We start from the raw sequence: 20,263 nt of genomic DNA on the forward strand, positions 1-20,263 counted from the left end.
AAAATTTTTACAAAGTAGAAATTAGCGGATAAAATTGTAAAGTTGGATGCCTCTCGGTGCTAGTATGATTGCTGACTATGGCTCAATACTGCAAAACATTTTTCAAGCGATCGCTCCAAATAGTAATGAATCCGATGTAGAGCAAAAGGTAGTAGTTCCCCTATTGCGTATCCTTGGTTACAGCAATGCCGATTGGCAGTCTCAAGTGGTAATTCTACAATCTAAGCTTGACTTCCTAGTGGGTCAACCAGACTCCGCTTTAATAAAACCAGCATATTTAATTATTGAAGTTAAAGCGCCCAGCAAAAACATTGCTCACAGCGTTTGGCAAATTAATAATTACATGCGCCACACTGGGTCTGTTATCGGGCTATTAACCAATGGCTATGACTTTCGTATACTTTATAACTATGATAAAAAAATTACAACTATTGTAGAGTATTCCCAAGCCACACTTATTCATAAATATCGGTCATTTTACAAAATTTTATCCAAAAAAACTTATTTAAACTTTACTTCTACTTTGTATAAAAATCAACAAAATATTCGTTTACAGTTTTTAAATTTAATCTCAAAAGAGGTGCAAGAAGAAGATATGTTGGGCTTATTCAACAAAGGCAAAACTTCTCCTATTCAAACACAGCAAACTAGTGAAGAAAAAAAATTAGTTTCTGAAACTAAAGAGGAACGCAAATCGATGATTATTACTGTATTTAATAACAAAGGTGGCGTAGGTAAAACGACAACAACTATCAACCTTGCGGCTGCTCTCAATAAGCTAGGTAAGCGAGTGCTGCTGATTGATATTGACGCTCAAGCTAATCTAACAATGGGATTAGGGATAGATCCTTTAGATGATGTTGAAAAGCAAGGTAAAAAAGATATTACCCATTTACTGACTGAACCAAGAACTAGTTTAGAAGAAACGATTATTCATAAGAACTGGGATGATGTTGAACTAGATATTGTTCCATCTCACATTCGTTTGAGTTATATGGAAGCTACGCTGATTAATACACCAGATATTGATCGTGTACTAGCTAAGAAGCTAAACAAACATCGTAATCAATATGATTATATCTTAATTGACCCACCGCCATCATTTGGTAAAGCTAATACTATTTCACTCATGGCCTCTTCTGGAGTATTAATTCCTACCCAGTTAGCTCCTTATCCCATTCGGGCATTAGAGTACGTGATTTCAAGAGCCATTGCACTTGATGAATCCAAAGATGAACCACTGCCAATTTTGGGAATAGCAGTCAGTATGTACAATAGAGCCGCAAATAAGGTTGCTTTAGCTATGACTCAGCAGATTTTTGATATTTTATCAAAGAATCCTGAAAGTAAAAATATAGAGTTATTCCCCCAAGAAACATGGATTCCAAGCCTGAGCATAGTTTCAACTACACCTAATAAGGGGTATCCGATTTGCTTTGCAGAATTTGATAAAGAATTAAATTCTAAAGATAAAGAAGCTGCACAGGATGCTTTTAACTGCTATATAAAACTAGCTAAACAATTGATTTCTGTTACCAAGGAAAAGGAGTAAGAAAATGAATAGCGCAGAACGCCGCGATCGTATTGTTGAATATTTACGTATCAAGTCAATCTCTCATGGACAAGTTTACACTTTTCAAATCGCTGTACCAGAGTCTGAAGTTTCAGAAGTTCCTTTTGAAAAACGTGAATACTTAAGTAACAGCCTTATTCAACAAGGCACTAATTTAATTCCTCTGATTGTGCGTCGTACTGAAGCATACAGTGAGGAAGAAGAGTATGAAGTTGTTTATGGTGCTGATTGGTGTCTAGTTGCTAAAGAACTTGACATTGAGAAACTCTGGGTTTGGGTATTTGATATGACTGATGAGCAAGCTGCTGCTGCTAAAGAAGAAATGCAGCAATTATTAGGGTTTTCAGATCCTATTGTAGTCTTACCATCAGTTTCTGAAGACACAGAATCAACTCAAAGAATACTTAAACAGCTTAATAAATTAGTTCTGGAAGTAGAAACGCTTAACAAAAAGATTGAACAAGTTACTACATCAGTTAAAAAATTGGAGGAGAGTCGAAGCAAGCAAACAAATATTGACATTGAGTTAGTTCAGCAATTTACAGAAGCTGTCAAAAAGATTATTGAAGAAGTTCCAAGCAAGCCATTGTACAGCATGAAAAAAGACCAACTTCAAGAAATTGCAAGAAAAAAAGGTGTTAAAATAACAACACGAATGACAAAGACTGATATTCTCAATGCTATTGAAAAAGCTGATAAAAATCATGTAGGCTAACTGAGCATTGCTTAAGATTCAGTTATTCACAGTAAATAATTTTCTTTACCCCTCTACGCCTCTGCGTGAGCTATTCCCCACCACGTACTTGATAGAAAAAAACGATCCCTGCGGCGAACTGCGTTAACGCATTTCTATAGCCTAACCATGCATCTGTCGCAATGCATTAAACGCCTTACCTCGCAATCCAACTGGTAACAACGATAACCCTAAACCAGTCCAAGCTTTAGCAGCCGAAAAAGACTGTCCTGCTAAAACTAGCTCTCTGCCTTTTTGCGTTTCACCCTTTTCAATTAAACGCAAACCTAATAATAATTGCGTTTCAGTTAGACGATTTTTCCTGATAGTCTCTATTTTTTCAGACTCAAACTTATAACTTTCTAAATACTGCATTTTATCAAACAAATAAGGAATGGCTCGATTAATACCTTGCTGCTCCGCATGGGTGCGATATTCCATCAATAATTCTGGTAAGTAATAACCTTTTTTGCCAGCCAAAGCCAGACGCACAAATAAATCATTATCCTCACAATTTTGCAGATTTGGCTGCATATATCCTAATTCTTGTAATGCTTTACGGCGAAATAATGTCGCCCCAACTTGAAAGCTTTGCTGAATAAATACCACTTCCAACAAATTGTCTACAACACCTGCTGGTAAATTCTTTCTACCCCAGCGATGAGAATTTTCTTGAGTTTTTACCTCATCCCGCACATTATCAATATCAATTATCCAATGGTCTGTACCAACAAAATCAATACTAAAGTCTTGAGCAAGAATAGCTGCTGTACTTGCAAGAAAATCGGGTGTTAGCCGATCATCATCATCAAATTTAATAAAGTATTCACCACTAGCTGCATCAAAGCCAGAGCGCATATTATTACTTTTACCAATATTTTGCAGATGACGGATATATTTAATCCGATGATCTGTATACTGTGACATTAATTCGGGTGTGCGATCGCTAGAACCGTCATCACAAATAATTAGCTCAAAGTCTTGCTCAGACTGATTGAGTACACTGTCAATGGCATAAGGAAGGAGATGAACACGGTTAAAAGTAGGAATACAAACAGTAATTTTAGGCATATTCTATACTATTTTAGGAAATATAGTAAATAAAATTGTATCCGCTCAGTAAGTAGGGGTAAAGAGAAAAATAACAAGGAATATTGATACGTTTCACGAATGATTTAAGATTGGTATAGTTTGCATGACGTTAACATTACCCGTTGTTTGTTTACATTGGTAAAACCCCTGCTGTGCTATCGTTTGTCCCAAAAATTCACTGTAGGGACTTCCAGAAAATAAATTATCCAATTTACTCAGATCATATTTTTCTTTCTCCCCCAGCAAAAACTGCTCCCTGCCCCCCTGCCTACACCACGATAGAATATTTTTTTAGTTGGAAGTCCCGTATTCTTGGGCATTGGATTAAAACACTCAACCGACAGTTAATCACTGATAAATAAATACTATTTTTAATTTAAGTAGAAAAGGAGTAGCAATGTCTGGCATTGAAGACAACAAAATAATTGCTCAACGGTGGATAGAACTCATTAGCGAGCATCGGATTGAAGATATCTGCGAGATGACTGCCCCAACTTGGAGAATGCACGGTGGTTTACCTGGGCTTCCTCCGGGGCCAGATGGGGTACGTAAACTTTTTGGTTCATTTGGGGCTATCCAGCAGAAATGGACAATTGAAGACGTAATTGCTGAAGGTGACAAAGTAGTGGTGCGTGCAACTAATACCTGCGTTCAGGAAAGTTTTTTTGGAATACCAAGTTATGGCCGAGAGCAAACGTTCACAGCTATTTTCATTCATTGGATTGTTGACGGGAAAATAATTGAAACCTGGCGTAACGCTGATGATCTCGGACGAGTTCTTCAGCTTGGGGCGCGGATTGAGCCAGGAGCTTCTGTATAGTAACTTTAGAGACTTGCTGAAATGGCAAGTCTCTTGAGAAACATTGGTGTCGTCGTTTTGATGACTGCTTTGGTTGCAGAAGCGGAGATTTATTGAGATTAATTTTGTCGCTAAATTGAGCCAAGCATTCTTGTATTTGGCGATCGCTTGAATAACTCCCATCTCAGTAGTATCAGTGTATCGCTAACAACTTTATGGAGTTCCACATTTATCTGGGTTAAAGCCTTTTGCATCCGTTGAAAATGAACACAAGCACTATTAGTAGCTTAAGGTATTGTTAACAAAAATTAGTATTTTGCAAATGCTCCAAGAAAGGAAAATTTTGTCAGAGTAGAAGTAAAGCTTTCGAGATTCACTCGTGTGTAAATTAAATGACTCTAATATTTAAAGAAACAACCAATAAAGACAATTATACCCGTGTTGCTCAACTTAAAGATGTTCAAGCAGCAGGCAGTTTGTTAGTCCACAAGGGAAAACATACTATTGTTTTGTTTTACTCAGATAATAAAGTTTATGCAATAGATAACCGATGTCCCCACATGGGTTTTCCATTGCAAGGTAGCATTTGCAAAGATGGTATTGTTACTTGTCCTTGGCATTATGCCCGCTTTGATATAGCTAGTGGTGGAACCTTCGACTCTTGGGCAGATGATGTTCCGGCATTTCCTGTGGAAATCCGTGATGGTGAAGTTTGGGTGAATTTAGCACCGCCAGTTAATCTTCATGCCCACCAACGCCAACGCCTTGAAGATGGTTTAAAGCAGAGTATTTCTTTAGTGATTGCCAAATCAACGATCGCACTGTTAGATATAGGAGTAAATCCGGCTGAACCATTTCAAATCGGTCTAAAATTTGGCACTAGTTACAACAAAACAGGTTGGGGTATAGGTTTAACTATCCATACCTGCATGATGAATCTCCTACCTTATCTAGATCAAGAAGACAAGCCTCGTGCCTTATTTCACGGACTTTCGGCAGTCGCTAATGATAGTGCAGATGCGCCGCCTCTGTTTGTTGTTCAGCCATTGCCTAACTCTACCGTTGATTTTCCGACTCTTAAAAGCTGGTTTTGCCAGTTTATTGAAGTACGGGATAGTGAAGCTGCACAAAGATGTCTAGTATCTGCGATTCGCTCAGGGGCTAATTTAGAGCAAGTTGCAGATATGCTGTTTTCATCGGCTACAGATCATCGTTATCTTGATATTGGGCATACCCTTGATTTTATTAACAAAGCACTAGAAGCACTTGATGTTGTTGGTTGGGAAGCTGCGGAATCTGTTCTACCTAGCTTAGTTTCGGGTTTAGCTAGTGCATCCCGAATGGAAGAATCTAATTCTTGGCGCTACCCTGTAGATTTGGTGGCAATATTAGAGTCGGCTTTTGAGCAATTACCCACTGTCTTAAGTGCAGGGAAATCTCAACGAGGAACTTGGTCAAACTCGAAGCAATTAATACCAATTTTATTAGGTGAAGACCCACAAGCGATCGCAGACTCGCTACTAAATGCCCTACAAGCAGGTTGTACAGAAGAACAATTAGCAAGTGTTGTTACTTATACAGCCGCACTGCGTGTAGCTCGTTTTAATACTAACAATGACTTTGGAGATTGGAATTCAGCACATCATCCATTTACTTTTGCTAACGCTGTGCATCAAGGGTTACGACGAGTGCCAACAGTTGAACTACTCAGAGGAGTCTTTGATGCGGCGATGAGTGTCTATTTAAATCGTTTTTTGAATGTACCACCAGCACGACTTCTAGAAGCTAAAGACTCCGTTTCAAATCCCGAAGAATTACTCCAGCAGCTACCAGATTTATTAAATCGTCAGCAGCAAGTTAACCAAACAGGTCAATTAGTGGCTAATTATTTATATAGTGGTGGCAAGCCTGAAAGACTAATGGCGCTGCTAGGAAAAATGATGCTCAGAGAAAACCGTGATTTTCATGTAATTCAAGAAATAGAAGCCGCTTTTCGTCAGTATTCTTTATTAGGCGATGCTCCTGCTGGGATTCATGTATTAGTTGCTGCTGCTCGGTATTTAGCAGCCCATTCTCCCACAATGCGATCGCAAGCACAAACCTATCAAATCGCTTATCGGTTACATAAAGGCGATCGCCTATTCGAGGAATCTTGACAAGCTCTCGGCTTCTAGTCATAGGCGCCGACTTTGAAAATTGAGTTTTCAATTTAAAAAGCCCTGGTAAAAATCCAGGGCTTTGTTTTATATCGGTTTATTAAATGCCAGCTAAAAATCTTTGCCAGCGCTTTCTATACACATAATCATCGCTCAATCATTTGCTAAAAAATAGCGCAGAACTACCCAATTTTTACCCATCTTACCTGGGTATTGCCTTAATAATTTCTTTAGATTTGCACATATTTTTACCGCGAAATCATTTATCTTCAGATTTTGCACTACGGGATTTAGTGTAAACGCTCCTCCCTAACTACTCCATCCCCTACAATCCATGCTACCCAATGGCTTTAGGTCAACAGCAGCAACCACTACACCCAACATCCTCCGTTATCACTAGCTAGCATGAGGTCATCTGCTTTGTAATCCCAGGCGTGACAAAGCAGATACTTCTACCGTTTCACTTTAAGGTTGATACATTTAGGCAAGCAGGGGAGCAGAGGAGCAGGGGAGCAGAGGGGAAAGAATTTGTATCAGGATTTTAGTGAAATGGTATTCTACCCCAATACGGTTCAGTTAAGGCTAAAACTCTTTGTCAAACTCAATTTTTTTAACGAACCGCCAAGGACGCCAAGGACGCAGAGAGAAGAAAGAAATGCTTAACTGAACTGTATTGACTTCTACCCCACCAAATCCACTTTGCTGTTGCTTACCAATATCTTGTAATCTATTTTTTAAACTTGATAATGTTATGAAAAAAATATCATCGCTCAAATCTTCTAACTTTAGCAAAAAATTCACAATGAGAAGAGAAAAAACTTTCGGCATATTTCTTGCATCTGCGCTATTACTTGCTTCTTTACCTTGTGTAACAGTTGCACAGACTAAGCCTGGCGCAGTTCCATCTAAAATTAATGGCAGTACGACCCAATCTAAAACAGTAGTTGCACGTATTTGGCATGGTCAAACACTGACGAATAAAGCAGAGGAATATTATAAATATTTAACTGAAGCTGGAATTAAGAAAATCCAATCGATTCCTGGAAATCGAGGAGCGCAAGTATTTCGTCGAACTAATGGCACAATTACAGAGTTTACTGTTATCTCTTATTGGGAGTCACGCGATGCTATTCGTGCCTTTGCTGGCAATGATATAGAACAAGTACACCCTTTACCCAAAGATAACCAGTATCTGATTGAACCAGAAACCAAGGTTAAACATTTTGATGTTTTACTAGATCAACGCCAATAATTCATTAAGGGAGTAAATACTCTTACGTCGAGATTCCACCTCAAATGCCGATTACTAAAATTTACCCTAGCAATACCGACCGTAAGCAATTGGTTTAGTAGAGTTAGCGGTAAAGGGGAGCATTGGCTCTATATTGCTAAATTACTAAGCCACGAACTGAATCACACCCCATTGTCCATTAGTTAACCAAGAATGGTCAGATTTTGCTACTTTCTCAACAACCTCAGATTCTAAACCTACTGCTACTTCCGACTTCAGGGTGCGTAATGCTACTGTTGGTACAGGTAAATAACAGACTATATCTGCAAAGCTGGTAGTAATATCCCAGTGGCGATCGCCTAATAATCGGCGATAATTTGCATCTCCTTTGACTATAATTAAGCTGGCATTGGTTAACTCATTCTTGAGAGAGTTAGGCATTTCCCAAAATGCTAAAGGTGATGTCCAAAAGTAATTTTCAGACAACACTAAACGCCTTGATGTAATATGCCTCTCCAATCTTTGAGCGAAAGATGTCACTTGTTGATCACTAGTAGCGGCTAAAAAACTTATTGTGTCATGTACATCCTTAATCATGGCATCAGAAACGAAAGTAGGATGGGGTTTCAGATGCAGGTAAACTTCATTAGCTAAGTTGCTACTTAATAAAAAATCTACTAAGCATAAATCACAAACAAGTTCAAAACCAGCATTGTCTAAGACAAAATCAATACGACCTCCTTGACAAAGAGTTAATAATTCACTAACTTGGGAGGCATCATTTACTAAAATGTGAGCTAGTTGATTTTGAATATCAAAACGGCTCCGGTCGTCCTCGAATGCTGACCATAAACTCAAGTCAACTCGATTTCCCCACAAAGCGAAATATAAGAGTGCAATTAAAGCTGTTTGATGTGCTGGGGCATCAATTTCAGAATCTTCTAGCCATTTATTAACCTGAGTACATAGAAGAATAGTCGAGTCAAGAGACGCTTCTAACCCCTGAGATTTTTGCAATTGGAATGGATCAACAGCTTGCCATATACCAGGGCGAAAATAATGAGTAATTTCTAGAATTAACCGATAAAAATAAGTCTCTACAAAAAACCAAGGAATATCTATCCAACGCTGACCTTTGTAAGCTTCTAGATACGTATCCCAAGCTGAAAAATCTGCACCAGTATCATTCACTAGAGGTTGTAAATATCCTGTTGGCAGTTCTGTAGCAAGGCTTTCTAATCTTGTATTAATATCCGCTGAAAAATTATTTTCCACGATAACTCGGCGAGCGATCGCAGGCATTCTTTGAGTGACTGTAAACTCAGTAAAAGAACCGATTTCTGAGCCTAAAAGTGATGGAGGTAGTGGTAATTTTGGCACTTTATATGAATTGATCACGAATTTCTCTTGCCCTCTATTTATAATCTATTAGCATTCAATAATCCTATAATCACCCTTTAAGAGGAACTTGTGTGTATGATAACGTCAAATTCCTAATATTTGAGATCATCTCCTTGAATTGCTTAAGCATCACCGCAAAAATAAGTTGTATAAATTTATTTTTAAACTAAATATTAGCCTTAATTTTCAAGCAAAAATATTTAAATTGTTTTTCTGTGGCTCCTTACAATAGCTATAAACTTATACCATTTCTTTGTGAGGCTGCGCCAAACCTTCTTAAATTCTTTCTTTCTTTGTGTCCTTTGCGGTTCGTTTTTCTTCCTTGTACTTAAATATGGTTTAGCACATCTTCATACAGAATTGGTATTAACCAAGACTACTTGTTTTAAAAGCAATAGTTATATAGAACTCATATTTGATTTTTGAACAAAACTCAGTACACCCTTATTCCTTCTTCCCAGTCCCCAATCCTTTACCTCTAGGAGTGATTCAAAAATTAAATCGGATTGCTATATTAGATAGGAATTTGGATACAAAATTCTGTTTCTTGGCTTGTTTTTGAGGTGCAAGTTAATTTGCCTTGATGCATTTCTACTACAATTTGATAACTAATAAATAAGCCAAGCCCAGTTCCTTTGCCAACAGGCTTTGTTGTAAAGAACGGATCAAATATTTTAGAAATTACCGATTCGTGAATACCTAAACCATTGTTTTTAATGCAAATATTAAGCCAAGTTTCATCAATGATCTCAGTCTTAATCCAAATAGTAGGAACAAACGTTTGACATTGAGTATCTTGACTAATTGATAGATTAGCAATTGCCTCGTTTAAAGCATATATAGCGTTATTTAAAATATTTAAAAATACTTGATTTAGTTGTGCAGGATAGCACTTTACATAAGGAATTACTCCATAGTTTTTAATTATTTGAATTACCGGATTTCCTGACTCACTTTGTAAGCGGTGACGAAGCAATGTGATTGTGTGATTGATACCTGCGTGAATATCAACATTTTTGATATCTGCTTCATCCAACCGAGAAAAATTTCGCAGTAACAGCACAATTTCTCTAATGCGTTCGCTGCCAACTTGCATCGACTCCAGCAGCTTACCTAAATCTTTTTGAATAAAGTCCAAATCCCAGGCTATTATTGCTTCTTGAATTTGTAGCGAGGGAACTGGATAGGTTTGCTGATAGAGTTGCAAAATTTTTAATAAGACTTCTGTATACTCAGATGCATGAGTGAGATTAGCGTAAATAAAGTTAACTGGATTATTAATTTCGTGAGCAATCCCTGCAACTAATTGCCGCAAACTCGACATTTTTTCAGTTTGCACCAGTTGAGCCTGAGTATATTTGAGTTTATCAAGGGTAACTTTTAGGTCGTGATTAGCTTGAATTAGCTCAATATTTCGTTGTTCTACTCTAGCTTCCAGTTGCTCATTCGTTTGCTTCAATAATGCTTCTGCTTGTTTGCGTAAGCGAAGCTCGTCGTAGACATCACTAATATTAATCAGTGAGCCAGAGAATTCTGTTTCACTTTGAGGTTGAGCAGATAGTTCCAACCAAACAATTACACCAGTTTGATGGTAAAAGCGGAGTACTTGACAAACCTCTACTCCGGTTTGTAGCTTTTCTAGAGTTTCTGACCACAAGTGCCGATCATTCAAGTCAATGAAATTGCCTAAAGCACTACCGATGACATCTGTTATCCCATAACCAAGAGTATTTGTCCAGGCTCGGTTAAGGAAATTGAGATTACCCAAGCGATCGCACTTAAACACAATTTCGCGCAGACTATTCACCAATTCCCGGTAACGCCGCTCGGATTCAGACAATTTCTCAATCAAACTGTACTGAATCTGTGTATGCAATTCATTGTTTATATCTGACATTCTACTATACTCTCAAACGCTGAAGTAGCTCGGTATGGTTAATTGTATCGGCGTATAAGGGGAAAACGTGAGTGTGGTAGAATTCTTGCTCAAACACCGTGCGAGCAGAAGTACAATCAGACAAAATAACAACCTGATAGCCTTTCTCATGTGCAGAACGACCTGTAGAATCAATACAGACCGAAGTGACTGCACCAGCTAGAACTACATGAGTAATCTCTTTTTCATGGAGAATCATGTCTAAGTTAGTATTCATGAAAGCATTAAATCCTCGTTTCCCGGGAACTTCGAGAATTCTGCTGCTAAAGGGTAGCAACTCATCAATCATCTGCGATCCCTTCGTACCAGCTTGAAAAGCCCCAACTGACTTGATAGTTTTAAGAATGCCAACAGGTTCAACCAATTCCTCGTAGTTTGGCGTAAAAAAAATCGGTGTGGCAATCATCAACACTGGAGTTTGTCGCAAACATTGTACAAGCTCAACAGTGTTTTCTAATACTTTGGTGGCCCTTGAAGATTCCTCAATCACACTATGTAGAATACCATCGGTTGCAAAGTAGTCATTTTGATAACCAATCAAGATCACAGCAGTACTTTGAGGTTGCATTGTATTTTTAAGTATTTAGTATATATAGACTCTTTATTATTCCCGTTTTAAATGTGTTTCTAACGATAACTAACACAGGGAACATATAGGGGTGTGAGTCGAATGGCATAATCGTTAAGCGTTAACCTTGATCTGGTTGGCTTTGAAGCGTAGGGCAAAGCAGCGCCATCGCTCTTAAGGCAGGCGAACGGCATCATAAAAGCCTAAAGCCAAAGAGCTTAAAACTTTGTAATAGTTCTCCCTAGTTGCTGTTATCTAGTCAGGACTTACGCAACCGACACAGAGCAATCGCAAACTAGTAGTACATAAGTATTGCTTGGAAGGAGAGATTTAAGTCTTCAGGTTTTAAATCACCGTTATCTTCAGATGTGTCTTTTAAGATTTTTTCTATACCTTTAGATACCATACTATGTATGCCCGAATCTAATACTTTTTGTATTGTTTTCTGTGCAAGTTAGTTGTTTGATATAAGTTCTTTTCTTTCTCACAAAATTTAGGTGTTCACTGAAGAGTTTTCTACATTTTTCACATTTGATTTCCTATCAAGGAGCAAAGCTGAAACCGATTACTAAAATTGTATCAATCACTGCTTTAAAGCAAATTAATTGGTATAAGCTTTCCCGTTAAGTCTTTCTAACTCTAGTACTTTGTCTACCAAGCTTTTTCCGCCATGCCTCCATGTAAATGTAAAACACTGGAGTTAGATAGAGAGTCAATATCTGAGAGAACGCTAATCCACCAACGATCGCAATTCCCAAAGGACGACGCGCTTCTGAACCTATTCCTGTACCCAGAGCAATAGGGAGCGTGCCAATTAAAGCTGCCATCGTCGTCATCATAATCGGGCGGAAGCGAGTCAAGCAAGCGGTATAGATGGCATCAAAGGAATTTTTACCTTCCTTTCGCTGCGCTTCAATGGCAAAATCCACTAGCATAATGCCGTTTTTCTTAACGATGCCCACTAGCAGAATGATGCCGATGAAAGAGTAAAGATTTAAATCAACCTGGAAAATCAGCAGCGTCAGTAATGCGCCAAAACCCGCCGAAGGCAGACCGGAAAGAATGGTGATTGGGTGTATAAAATCTTCATAGAGGATACCGAGAATTAGATAAATTACTAAAATAGACACCAACAACAATACACCTAAATCGTTGAAAGATTGTTGGAAGGTTTGGGCTGAACCTTGAAAGCTGGGGGTAATTGTTGAGGGTAATAGCTCACTGGCTGCTTGCTTGATAGCATCTGTAGCCTGACTTAGAGATGTTCCTGGGAGCGTATCAAAAGAGATAGTTGCAGAGGGGAGTTGAGCAACGTGAGTAACGGTGAGAGGGCCGACATTTTGAGTGATATTAGCGATCGCACTTAGGGGAACCTGTTTTCCAGTACTCGATTGCACATATAGTAGTGATAGGGCGCTGGGATCTCGCTGAAACTCCGGTTTTACTTCTAAAATTACATAAAATTGGTCATTTGGGGTATAGATAGTTGACACCTGGCTGGAACCATAAGCGGCGCTGAGGGTTTGTTCAACTTGTTGGGCGGTAATCCCAAGAGTTGCAGCTTTGTTGTGGTCAACTTGGACTTGGATTTGAGGAGTGCTGAGTTGTAAATCACTGTCAACGTCCCGGAGTCCTGGTAGAGTTTTGACTTTATCTACAAGTTTAGGAACGTATTGGCGCAGGTCTTGTAAATTCAAACTCTGCAAGGTGAATTGATAAGTAGAATTAGTTTGTTGACCGCCGATGGGAATAGCTGGCGGAGAACGGAGGAATGTCTTAACCCCAACTACACGTTTCAATTTGGGGGTTAGTTCTTGAATGATTTCGTCAGCACTCAGTTTACGTTCTGAACGTGGCTTGAGCCGAATCGTAATTCGCCCGGAGTTTACCGACGCATTCGGGCCACTTGCACCCACAATCGAGTCAACTGCTTCAATGTTGGGGTCTTTACGAATGATGTCAACAACCTTTTGCTGGTGACGGCGCATATCATCAAAAGAAATATCTTGCGCTCCTTTGGTGTTCGCCATCAGTTGTCCGGTGTCTTCGGTTGGAATAAATCCTTTGGGAACGATGACGAACAGATAGACGGTCATTACCAGCAAAATGCCAGAACCAATCAGTGTCATCAGGCGGTATTTTAAAATTGGTTTGAGCGTCCAATCATATCCTTGCAGTAGTAAATCAAATGCTCGTTCTGAGACGCGATACAACAAATTTGGTCTTTGCTGATGTGATGAACTTAAGAAACGACTGCATAACATGGGGGTGAGACTGAGGGAAACAAAACCCGAAACCAAAATTGCCACTGCGATCGTCACGGCAAATTCATGAAATAATTTCCCGATTATTCCACTCATAAACATGATGGGAATAAACACCGCTACTAAGGAAAGGGTCATTGACAAAATGGTGAAGCTGATTTCCTTCGATCCCTTCAATGCCGCGTTCAAGGGAGATTCGCCCATTTCTCGATAACGGACGATATTTTCTAACACCACGATCGCATCATCCACGACAAAGCCCACAGAAAGGGTTAACGCCATGAGTGAAAGGTTGTCTAGGGAGAAACCCGACAGATACATCACCGCAAAAGTGCCAATAATTGCTACAGGTAACGCCAAACTGGGAATTAGGGTAGCTGTTATGTCACGTAAAAATAAGAAAATCACCAAGACAACTAGACAAACCGACAGAACCAAAGTAAATTTCACATCGTTGACAGAGGCGCGGATCGTTTGGGAGCGATCGTACATAATCCCCATCTCAATGGATTTGGGAACTTGTTCGCGGAGTGTAGGTAAAAGCTCTTGGATAGCATCAACAATATTTACCGTATTAGCACCCGGCTGCGGCTGTACAGCGAGAACAACAGAATGACGATTTGTTACTTTGCGATCGCTATACAAATTCGAGACTTTAACGTTTTGTTCGCTGTCAATTATCTGCCCCAAATCCTGGAGTCGCACGGGCGCACCATTCTTGTAAGTTACAATTAGCTGGCGATAGCTGGCAGCATCGGTGAGTTGACCGTTCGCCTGAATCGTATAATTTTTGTAACTGTCAGAGAGACTGCCAGTTGGTAAGTTGACATTTCCTTGTTGAATTGCAGTTTTTACCTGACTTAGACCAATTCCCCGCGATGCTAACTCTCGCGGGTCAAGCTGGACGCGGACTGCATATTGCTGTTGACCAAAAACCTGTACCTGAGCAACACCATCAATCATCGAAATTGGTTGACCAACTGTTACCTCTGCGTATTCATCTACTGTCGAGATTGGCTGTGTCTCCGAATACATATAGAGGAAGAGAATTGGTGAGACAGATGGGTTAACTTTACGGTATGTGGGGGGGTGAGGCATTCCGGCTGGTAGTTGTCCGGCTGCTGCTGAGATGGCTGCCTGTACATCTTTGGCGGCATCTTCCACTCGGCGACTAAAGTCAAATTGTAGGGAAATGTTAGTGCTACCGGTTGAACTGGTGGAATTGAATGAATTGAGTCCGGCTATTTCGGTAAACTGTCTTTCTAGTGGTGCGGCGACGGAAGATGCCATTGTTTCGGGGGTAGCACCAGGGAGACTAGCAGAGACAGAAATAAAAGGATATTCAACGTTGGGTAAGGCGCTGATGGGTAATAGTAGATAACTCATCAGACCGAAGATGAGTATACCCATCATTACCAAAGTGGTCATGACTGGACGACGGATGAAGAGTTCTGAAAGGTTCATGGGTTTTGTTATTGAGTTAAGGCTTAACTCTTTGTCAAAGTCAATTTTTTTTAAACGAACCGCAAAGGACGCAAACAGCGCAAAGGAAGAGAAGGAAGAAATGGTTAAGTGAAATGTGTTGAAATTATATTTCAAAGTGAGTTTAATAAATGTGTGATGGGTGCAACGGCTCTATCTGCATATTTATAAACATCTCTAACGACTCCCACACTGCTTCTTGAACTTATCTATCTCTTCCTTTGTGTCCTTTGCGTCCTTTGCGGTTCGTTTAAAAAAGTTAAACATTACGATCGCTCACCTGTAAATGAGAACACCCGCCGAAACTTAACTTGATTAAGCTTTTTCCGCCACGATTCCATATATATATAGAAGACGGGTGTTAAATACAGAGTCAATATCTGAGAAAATACCAGTCCGCCCACAACTGCAATCCCTAGAGGACGGCGGGATTCCGAACCAGCCCCAAATCCGATCGCAATAGGCAAGGTTCCCATTAATGCTGCCATCGTCGTCATCATAATTGGACGGAAGCGCACCAAACAGGCTTGATAAATTGCCTCAGACGGTTTTTTCAATTCTTCTCGCTGGGCAACAATTGCAAAATCCACCATCATAATCCCGTTTTTCTTCACAATGCCCACTAAGAGAATTATGCCTATGAAGGAGTAAACGTTGAGTTCAACATGGAATATTATCAGCGTTAACAATGCCCCAAAACCTGCTGATGGCAAACCCGAAAGAATTGTAATTGGGTGAATGAAATCCTCATAGAGAATACCCAGGATTAGATAAATTACTAGGATGGCGATCACTAACAATAAACCCAAACTCGGCAGTGAACTTTGAAATACTTGGCTTGCGCCCTGAAAACTGGTGCTAATACTCTTAGGAATCACTTGATCGATCAGTTCTGCAATTTTTTGGTTGGCATTTCCCAAGGACGCACCAGGGGCGAGGTTAAAGGAAATGGTAGCAGCGTTCATCCGACCGTTATGATTGACCATTAACGGGCTGACTCCCTGAGATAGTTTGGCGAATGTCTTTAGAGGAACTGCTACTCCTGTGCTGGAGTTAATGTATAAGGTTAACAGAGCATTGATATCCTGCTGATATTGCGGTGCTAATTCCAAAATCACCTGATACTCATTGGTTGCTGCATAGATGGTTGACACTTGGTAGGAACCGTAAGCACTTCTGAGGGTATTTTCGATTTGCTCGGCGGTAATACCATAAGTTGAAGCTTTATCGCGGTCAATGTCAATTTGAATCTGGGAAGCAAATTGTAAATCGCTGTTGACATCCTGGAGTTCTGGTAAGTTCTTCATCTTCAGAACAAGTTGGGGAACATATTCTTGTAAGGGTTTAACATCAGAACTCTGAAGTGCAACCTGGTAAAGTCCTGTGCTTTGTTGAGCGCCAATGGGTATCGCTGGAGGATTTTGTAAGAATACTTGGATGCCTGGAACAGTGGCAAGTTTGGTTCGCAAATTTTGCACGATTTCGTCAGCACCAAGTTGGCGCTGCGATCGCGGTTTTAAGCGAATAAACAAACTACCAGAATTGGCTGCAACTGCTGCCCCACTGCCACTAGCACTCGCTCCCGCGCCAATATTGGAGTTGACTGCATCTACATTTGGATCTTGGCGGATCAGGTTAGCAACTGTCTGCTGATGCTGGACAAGATTATCGAAGGATGCATCTTGGGCTGCTTGGGTAATGCCTGTAATTTGTCCGGTATCTTCGCTAGGAATAAAGCCCTTTGGAACTACCACCAACAACCCAACTGTCACCACCAATAGAACGACAGATAAAATCATCGTGGTGAAGTGATATTTTAAGACTTTTTTGAGACTCCAATCGTACAGACCGAGGAAGCGATCAAATACATATTCGGAAGCTTGATATAACCGACTTTGATTAGCATGATCCACAGGACGCAGAAAACGGCTGCACAACATGGGAGTCAAAGTCAAAGATACAAAACCAGAGACGAGAATTGCCACTGCGATCGTCACAGCAAATTCATGAAATAATCGTCCCAGCACTTCACTCATGAACAACATGGGGATGAACACTGCAACTAGGGAAAGTGTCATCGACAGAATTGTAAAACCAATTTCTCTCGACCCATTCAACGCCGCTTCTAAGGGACGTTCCCCCATTTCCATGTGGCGGACGATATTTTCTAGCATGACGATCGCATCATCCACTACGAAACCCACTGAAAGGGTCAACGCCATCAGTGACAGGTTATCTAGTGAGTATTGCAGCAAATACATCACCGCAAAAGTTCCAATCAGCGAAACGGGTAAAGCCAAACTGGGAATCACCGTCGCCGAGAGGTTCCGTAAAAAGATGAAAATTACTAAGATAACTAGAGCGATCGTCAGAATCAACGTAAATCTGACATCATCTACTGAATCTCGAATTGATTGAGACGCATCATAAAGAATCCCAATTTCTACTGATGCCGGAATCTGCGATCGCAAATCCGGGAGCAATTTCTTAATCGTGTCTACGACTTGCACCGTATTGGTTCCGGGCTGCCTTTGAATAGTGATAATAATGGCGCGAGTATTGTTATACCAGCTTGCTACTTTGTCATTTTCTACACTGTCAACAATCCGACCCAGTTGATTGAGATAGATGGGCATTCCATCTTTATAAGATACTATTAACTGACGATAAGCAGCCGCATCCTCAAGTTGTCCGTTAGTTTGGACTGTAAAATTCTTGTGATTTCCCGAAAGACTGCCGGTAGGCAAATTGACATTACCTTGTTGAATAGCCGTCGCCACCTGATCTAGCCCAATTTGTCGCGCTGCCAATTGCTGCGGATCGAGTTGAATACGAGCCGCATACTTTTGGGAACCGTAGACAGCTACCTGTGCTACCCCATTGATTGTAGATAGCTTTTGCGCTAAATAAGTCTCGGCATAATTGTCTACCTGGGAAAGCGGCAGAGTAGGAGAATCGAGGTAAAGGTAGAGAATCGGTTGATCTGCGGGGTTAACTTTGCTGTAGGTGGGAGGATTAAGTAAATCGTTAGCAATTTGTCCCGATGCTCCCGATATCGCAGCTTGTACATCCTGCGCTGCATCATCAATGTTCCGACTCAGGTTAAATTGCAGGGTAATTTGAGTCTGTCCCAGAGTGCTAGTTGAGTTGAGCGAATCGAGTCCAGCAATACTGGAAAATTGCTTTTCTAGAGGACGGGCAACCGATGCTGCCATTGTTTCCGGGCTGGCTCCCGGTCGGGAAGCACTTACCTGAATTGTAGGATAATCTACACTTGGTAAATCGCTGATTGGCAGCAGGCGATAACTCATGAAACCGAAGATCAAAATCGCCGCCATCACCAGAGTTGTCATGATCGGGCGACGGATAAATGGTTCTGAGAGGTTCATGAATCACCTCCACCAGAGTTACGGGAATGATTTCTTCTTGGCTGATTCGAGTCATTACCGCCTTGAGAATTGCCGGGTGTTTTGACGCGAACTTTGCTCCCGGAGATGAGATTTGCCTGACCATCGGTAACAATTTTATCCCCTGGTTGTGGCCCTTTCTGAATTACATCTAGCCCCTGAATCGTGCTGCTAACTGTAACTGGAACGTTTTCTACCGTCATGTCTGGCTTAACTACAAAAACAAACTGCCCATCGGGGCCATTCTGCACGGCTTGGGAAGGAACAACCGTTGCATTCGGTTCTTCGGTCAACGTTAAAGTTGCGTTGACAAATTGACCGGGAAACAAATGTCCCTGAGTGTTGTCAAAGTCGCCAATTAGTTGAATTGTCCCCGTGGTGTTATCAACTGTGTTATTGACAAAGGTCAAAGCACCTGGTATTGGATGAGATGGATTATCGGGGAACGTTACATCTACCTTCAGCTTGCCATTCTGCATATATTTTTGTACCTGGGGCAGATTTGTTTCAGGAATGGAAAAAGCAACTTGAATCGGGCGAATTTGGGTGATGGTAACAAGTGGAGTTGTGCTGTTGGCTTGTACCACATTGCCCTGAGTCACGAGAATATTGCCAGCGCGACCATCAATCGGCGCATAAATTTTGGCGTAAGATAATTGCACTTTGGTATTGTCTAATGCTCCCTGGTCTGAAACGACAACAGCTTGAGCATTAGCGATCGCAGCTTGATCGCCCTTGACAACTGCGCCAGCATTAGTCAGCGCCACTTGATCGCTTTTCAAAACAGCCTCAGCATTAGCGATCGCTTCTCGATCTGCTTGGAGGGTTGCTGTAGCCGATTTACTATTAGAAACGTATTGCTGTGCTTGATCTAAACTGATAGCGCCTTTTTTGTATAACGTAGTATAGCGATCGCTCTGTCCTTGGGCAAATTCTGCTTGCGCTTGATCCTTGGCCAAATTCGCCTGGGCTTGTCGCACTAAAGCTTGGTCTTTGACTAAAGTGGCTCTGGCTTGATCTACCTGACCCAAATCTCTAGTTAATGCGTCTCTGGCTTGTTGTACCGAGGCTTGGTCTTTAGCTACAGTACCTTGAGCTTGCTGGATTGCAGCAGCTTGCGATCGGTCATCTAGAGTAAACAAAAGTTGTCCCTTTTTTACATCTTGACCTTTCTTGAAATAAACGCCAACAATCCGCCCACTAGCTTGGGGCGTAATCGATACCGTAGAACCCGCTTGTACATTACCGATCGCCTGTAGTTGCAACGGAACCGTTTTTTGTGTCACCATTGCCACAGTTACAGGTGTCACTTGCTGCCGATTACGCCCAGACTTTTCAGATTTGTCTGACTTGGCTGCACTCGCATGGATACCAAAAAAACCTAGCCCAGACAGCAATAGCATACCCAAAATTACCAAACGAATCTTTTTCTTTTTAGGCGATCGCGGTAGCTCTGGTTCTATCCTGTTCTCAGTCAAATTCTCGTTAGAAATTTCAATTTCATGGTTCATCAGAACCTCCAATGGATTTTAGTGTAAATATCTAGGCGTAAATAAATTAAAGTTTGTAGTGAGTTAGCGCGGTCTTCTCCCAAAGGGAGAGGCTTCTGCTAACACGAAGC

General features: G+C 40.7%; 13 protein-coding genes. 5 read left to right on the forward strand and 8 right to left on the reverse strand.

Annotated features, from left to right (window positions below):
* Nucleotides 1–64 precede the first annotated feature (64 nt).
* Together RMZ43_RS00430 and RMZ43_RS00435 are read left to right on the forward strand one after the other, a co-directional pair.
* Complete coding sequence (locus RMZ43_RS00430; RefSeq protein WP_322652970.1) at nt 65–1,552, forward strand: AAA family ATPase; 1,488 nt, start codon at nt 65–67, stop codon at nt 1,550–1,552.
* A 4-nt stretch (nt 1,553–1,556) separates the two neighbouring features.
* Nucleotides 1,557–2,288: a Rho termination factor N-terminal domain-containing protein gene (locus RMZ43_RS00435; RefSeq protein WP_322652971.1), complete on the forward strand. Its 732-nt coding sequence runs from the start codon at nt 1,557–1,559 to the stop codon at nt 2,286–2,288.
* Between the two features lie 141 nt (nt 2,289–2,429).
* On the opposite strand, the gene RMZ43_RS00440 is transcribed toward RMZ43_RS00435, so the two are convergent.
* On the reverse strand, nt 2,430–3,377 hold the full coding sequence (locus RMZ43_RS00440) for a glycosyltransferase family 2 protein (RefSeq protein ID WP_322652972.1): 948 nt from the start codon (nt 3,375–3,377) through the stop codon (nt 2,430–2,432).
* A gap of 418 nt (nt 3,378–3,795) precedes the next feature.
* Here RMZ43_RS00440 and RMZ43_RS00445 point away from each other — a divergent pair, with 418 nt between their 5' ends.
* Together RMZ43_RS00445 and RMZ43_RS00450 are read left to right on the forward strand one after the other, a co-directional pair.
* Nucleotides 3,796–4,218 (forward strand): ester cyclase, encoded by a 423-nt coding sequence (locus tag RMZ43_RS00445; RefSeq protein ID WP_322652973.1) that lies wholly within the window; start codon nt 3,796–3,798, stop codon nt 4,216–4,218.
* Between the two features lie 371 nt (nt 4,219–4,589).
* Nucleotides 4,590–6,353 carry a Rieske (2Fe-2S) protein gene (locus RMZ43_RS00450; protein ID WP_322652974.1) on the forward strand — a complete coding sequence of 588 codons (1,764 nt, stop codon included), beginning with the start codon at nt 4,590–4,592 and terminating at the stop codon, nt 6,351–6,353.
* Nucleotides 6,354–6,935: 582 nt separating this feature from the next.
* On the opposite strand, the gene RMZ43_RS00455 is transcribed toward RMZ43_RS00450, so the two are convergent.
* The gene (locus RMZ43_RS00455) at nt 6,936–7,145 is read right to left on the reverse strand and encodes a hypothetical protein (RefSeq protein WP_428850684.1); all 210 of its coding nucleotides are present in this window, start codon (nt 7,143–7,145) and stop codon (nt 6,936–6,938) included.
* A 10-nt stretch (nt 7,146–7,155) separates the two neighbouring features.
* Between RMZ43_RS00455 and RMZ43_RS00460 the strand changes: the two genes are divergently transcribed.
* The gene (locus RMZ43_RS00460) at nt 7,156–7,605 is read left to right on the forward strand and encodes an antibiotic biosynthesis monooxygenase family protein (RefSeq protein WP_322652976.1); all 450 of its coding nucleotides are present in this window, start codon (nt 7,156–7,158) and stop codon (nt 7,603–7,605) included.
* 144 nt (nt 7,606–7,749) lie between these two features.
* Here the strand turns inward: RMZ43_RS00460 and RMZ43_RS00465 are convergent, their stop codons facing one another.
* From RMZ43_RS00465 to RMZ43_RS00490, 6 genes are all read right to left on the reverse strand, one after another.
* On the reverse strand, nt 7,750–8,982 hold the full coding sequence (locus RMZ43_RS00465; RefSeq protein ID WP_322652977.1) for a damage-control phosphatase ARMT1 family protein: 1,233 nt from the start codon (nt 8,980–8,982) through the stop codon (nt 7,750–7,752).
* A 517-nt stretch (nt 8,983–9,499) separates the two neighbouring features.
* A complete protein-coding gene (locus RMZ43_RS00470; protein WP_322652978.1) occupies nt 9,500–10,882 on the reverse strand; it encodes a PAS domain-containing sensor histidine kinase in 1,383 nt (460 codons plus the stop codon).
* A gap of 4 nt (nt 10,883–10,886) precedes the next feature.
* Nucleotides 10,887–11,489, reverse strand: a complete 603-nt coding sequence (locus RMZ43_RS00475) for a cysteine hydrolase family protein (RefSeq protein ID WP_322652979.1) — start codon at nt 11,487–11,489, stop codon at nt 10,887–10,889.
* 623 nt (nt 11,490–12,112) lie between these two features.
* On the reverse strand, nt 12,113–15,217 hold the full coding sequence (locus RMZ43_RS00480) for an efflux RND transporter permease subunit (protein WP_322652980.1): 3,105 nt from the start codon (nt 15,215–15,217) through the stop codon (nt 12,113–12,115).
* A gap of 284 nt (nt 15,218–15,501) precedes the next feature.
* Complete coding sequence (locus tag RMZ43_RS00485; RefSeq protein WP_322652981.1) at nt 15,502–18,624, reverse strand: efflux RND transporter permease subunit; 3,123 nt, start codon at nt 18,622–18,624, stop codon at nt 15,502–15,504.
* A complete protein-coding gene (locus RMZ43_RS00490; RefSeq protein ID WP_322652982.1) occupies nt 18,621–20,153 on the reverse strand; it encodes an efflux RND transporter periplasmic adaptor subunit in 1,533 nt (510 codons plus the stop codon). Before RMZ43_RS00490 ends, RMZ43_RS00485 begins: the two co-directional genes overlap by 4 nt.
* Between the last annotated feature and the right edge of the window lie 110 nt (nt 20,154–20,263).

This window comes from Nostoc sp. CmiVER01 (assembly GCF_034531135.2).
Taxonomy (GTDB): Bacteria; Cyanobacteriota; Cyanobacteriia; order Cyanobacteriales; family Nostocaceae; genus Nostoc.

What these genes read in the sequence shown, in the direction of transcription:
- RMZ43_RS00480 (WP_322652980.1), bottom strand. Translation starts at nt 15,217, where the DNA reads ATGAACCTTTCAGAACTCTTCATCCGTCGTCCAGTCATGACCACTTTG.
- RMZ43_RS00485 (WP_322652981.1), bottom strand. Translation starts at nt 18,624, where the DNA reads ATGAACCTCTCAGAACCATTTATCCGTCGCCCGATCATGACAACTCTG.
- RMZ43_RS00450 (WP_322652974.1), top strand. Translation starts at nt 4,590, where the DNA reads ATGACTCTAATATTTAAAGAAACAACCAATAAAGACAATTATACCCGT.
- RMZ43_RS00460 (WP_322652976.1), top strand. Translation starts at nt 7,156, where the DNA reads ATGAGAAGAGAAAAAACTTTCGGCATATTTCTTGCATCTGCGCTATTA.
- RMZ43_RS00470 (WP_322652978.1), bottom strand. Translation starts at nt 10,882, where the DNA reads ATGTCAGATATAAACAATGAATTGCATACACAGATTCAGTACAGTTTG.
- RMZ43_RS00490 (WP_322652982.1), bottom strand. Translation starts at nt 20,153, where the DNA reads ATGAACCATGAAATTGAAATTTCTAACGAGAATTTGACTGAGAACAGG.
- RMZ43_RS00430 (WP_322652970.1), top strand. Translation starts at nt 65, where the DNA reads ATGATTGCTGACTATGGCTCAATACTGCAAAACATTTTTCAAGCGATC.
- RMZ43_RS00475 (WP_322652979.1), bottom strand. Translation starts at nt 11,489, where the DNA reads ATGCAACCTCAAAGTACTGCTGTGATCTTGATTGGTTATCAAAATGAC.
- RMZ43_RS00445 (WP_322652973.1), top strand. Translation starts at nt 3,796, where the DNA reads ATGTCTGGCATTGAAGACAACAAAATAATTGCTCAACGGTGGATAGAA.
- RMZ43_RS00435 (WP_322652971.1), top strand. Translation starts at nt 1,557, where the DNA reads ATGAATAGCGCAGAACGCCGCGATCGTATTGTTGAATATTTACGTATC.
- RMZ43_RS00440 (WP_322652972.1), bottom strand. Translation starts at nt 3,377, where the DNA reads ATGCCTAAAATTACTGTTTGTATTCCTACTTTTAACCGTGTTCATCTC.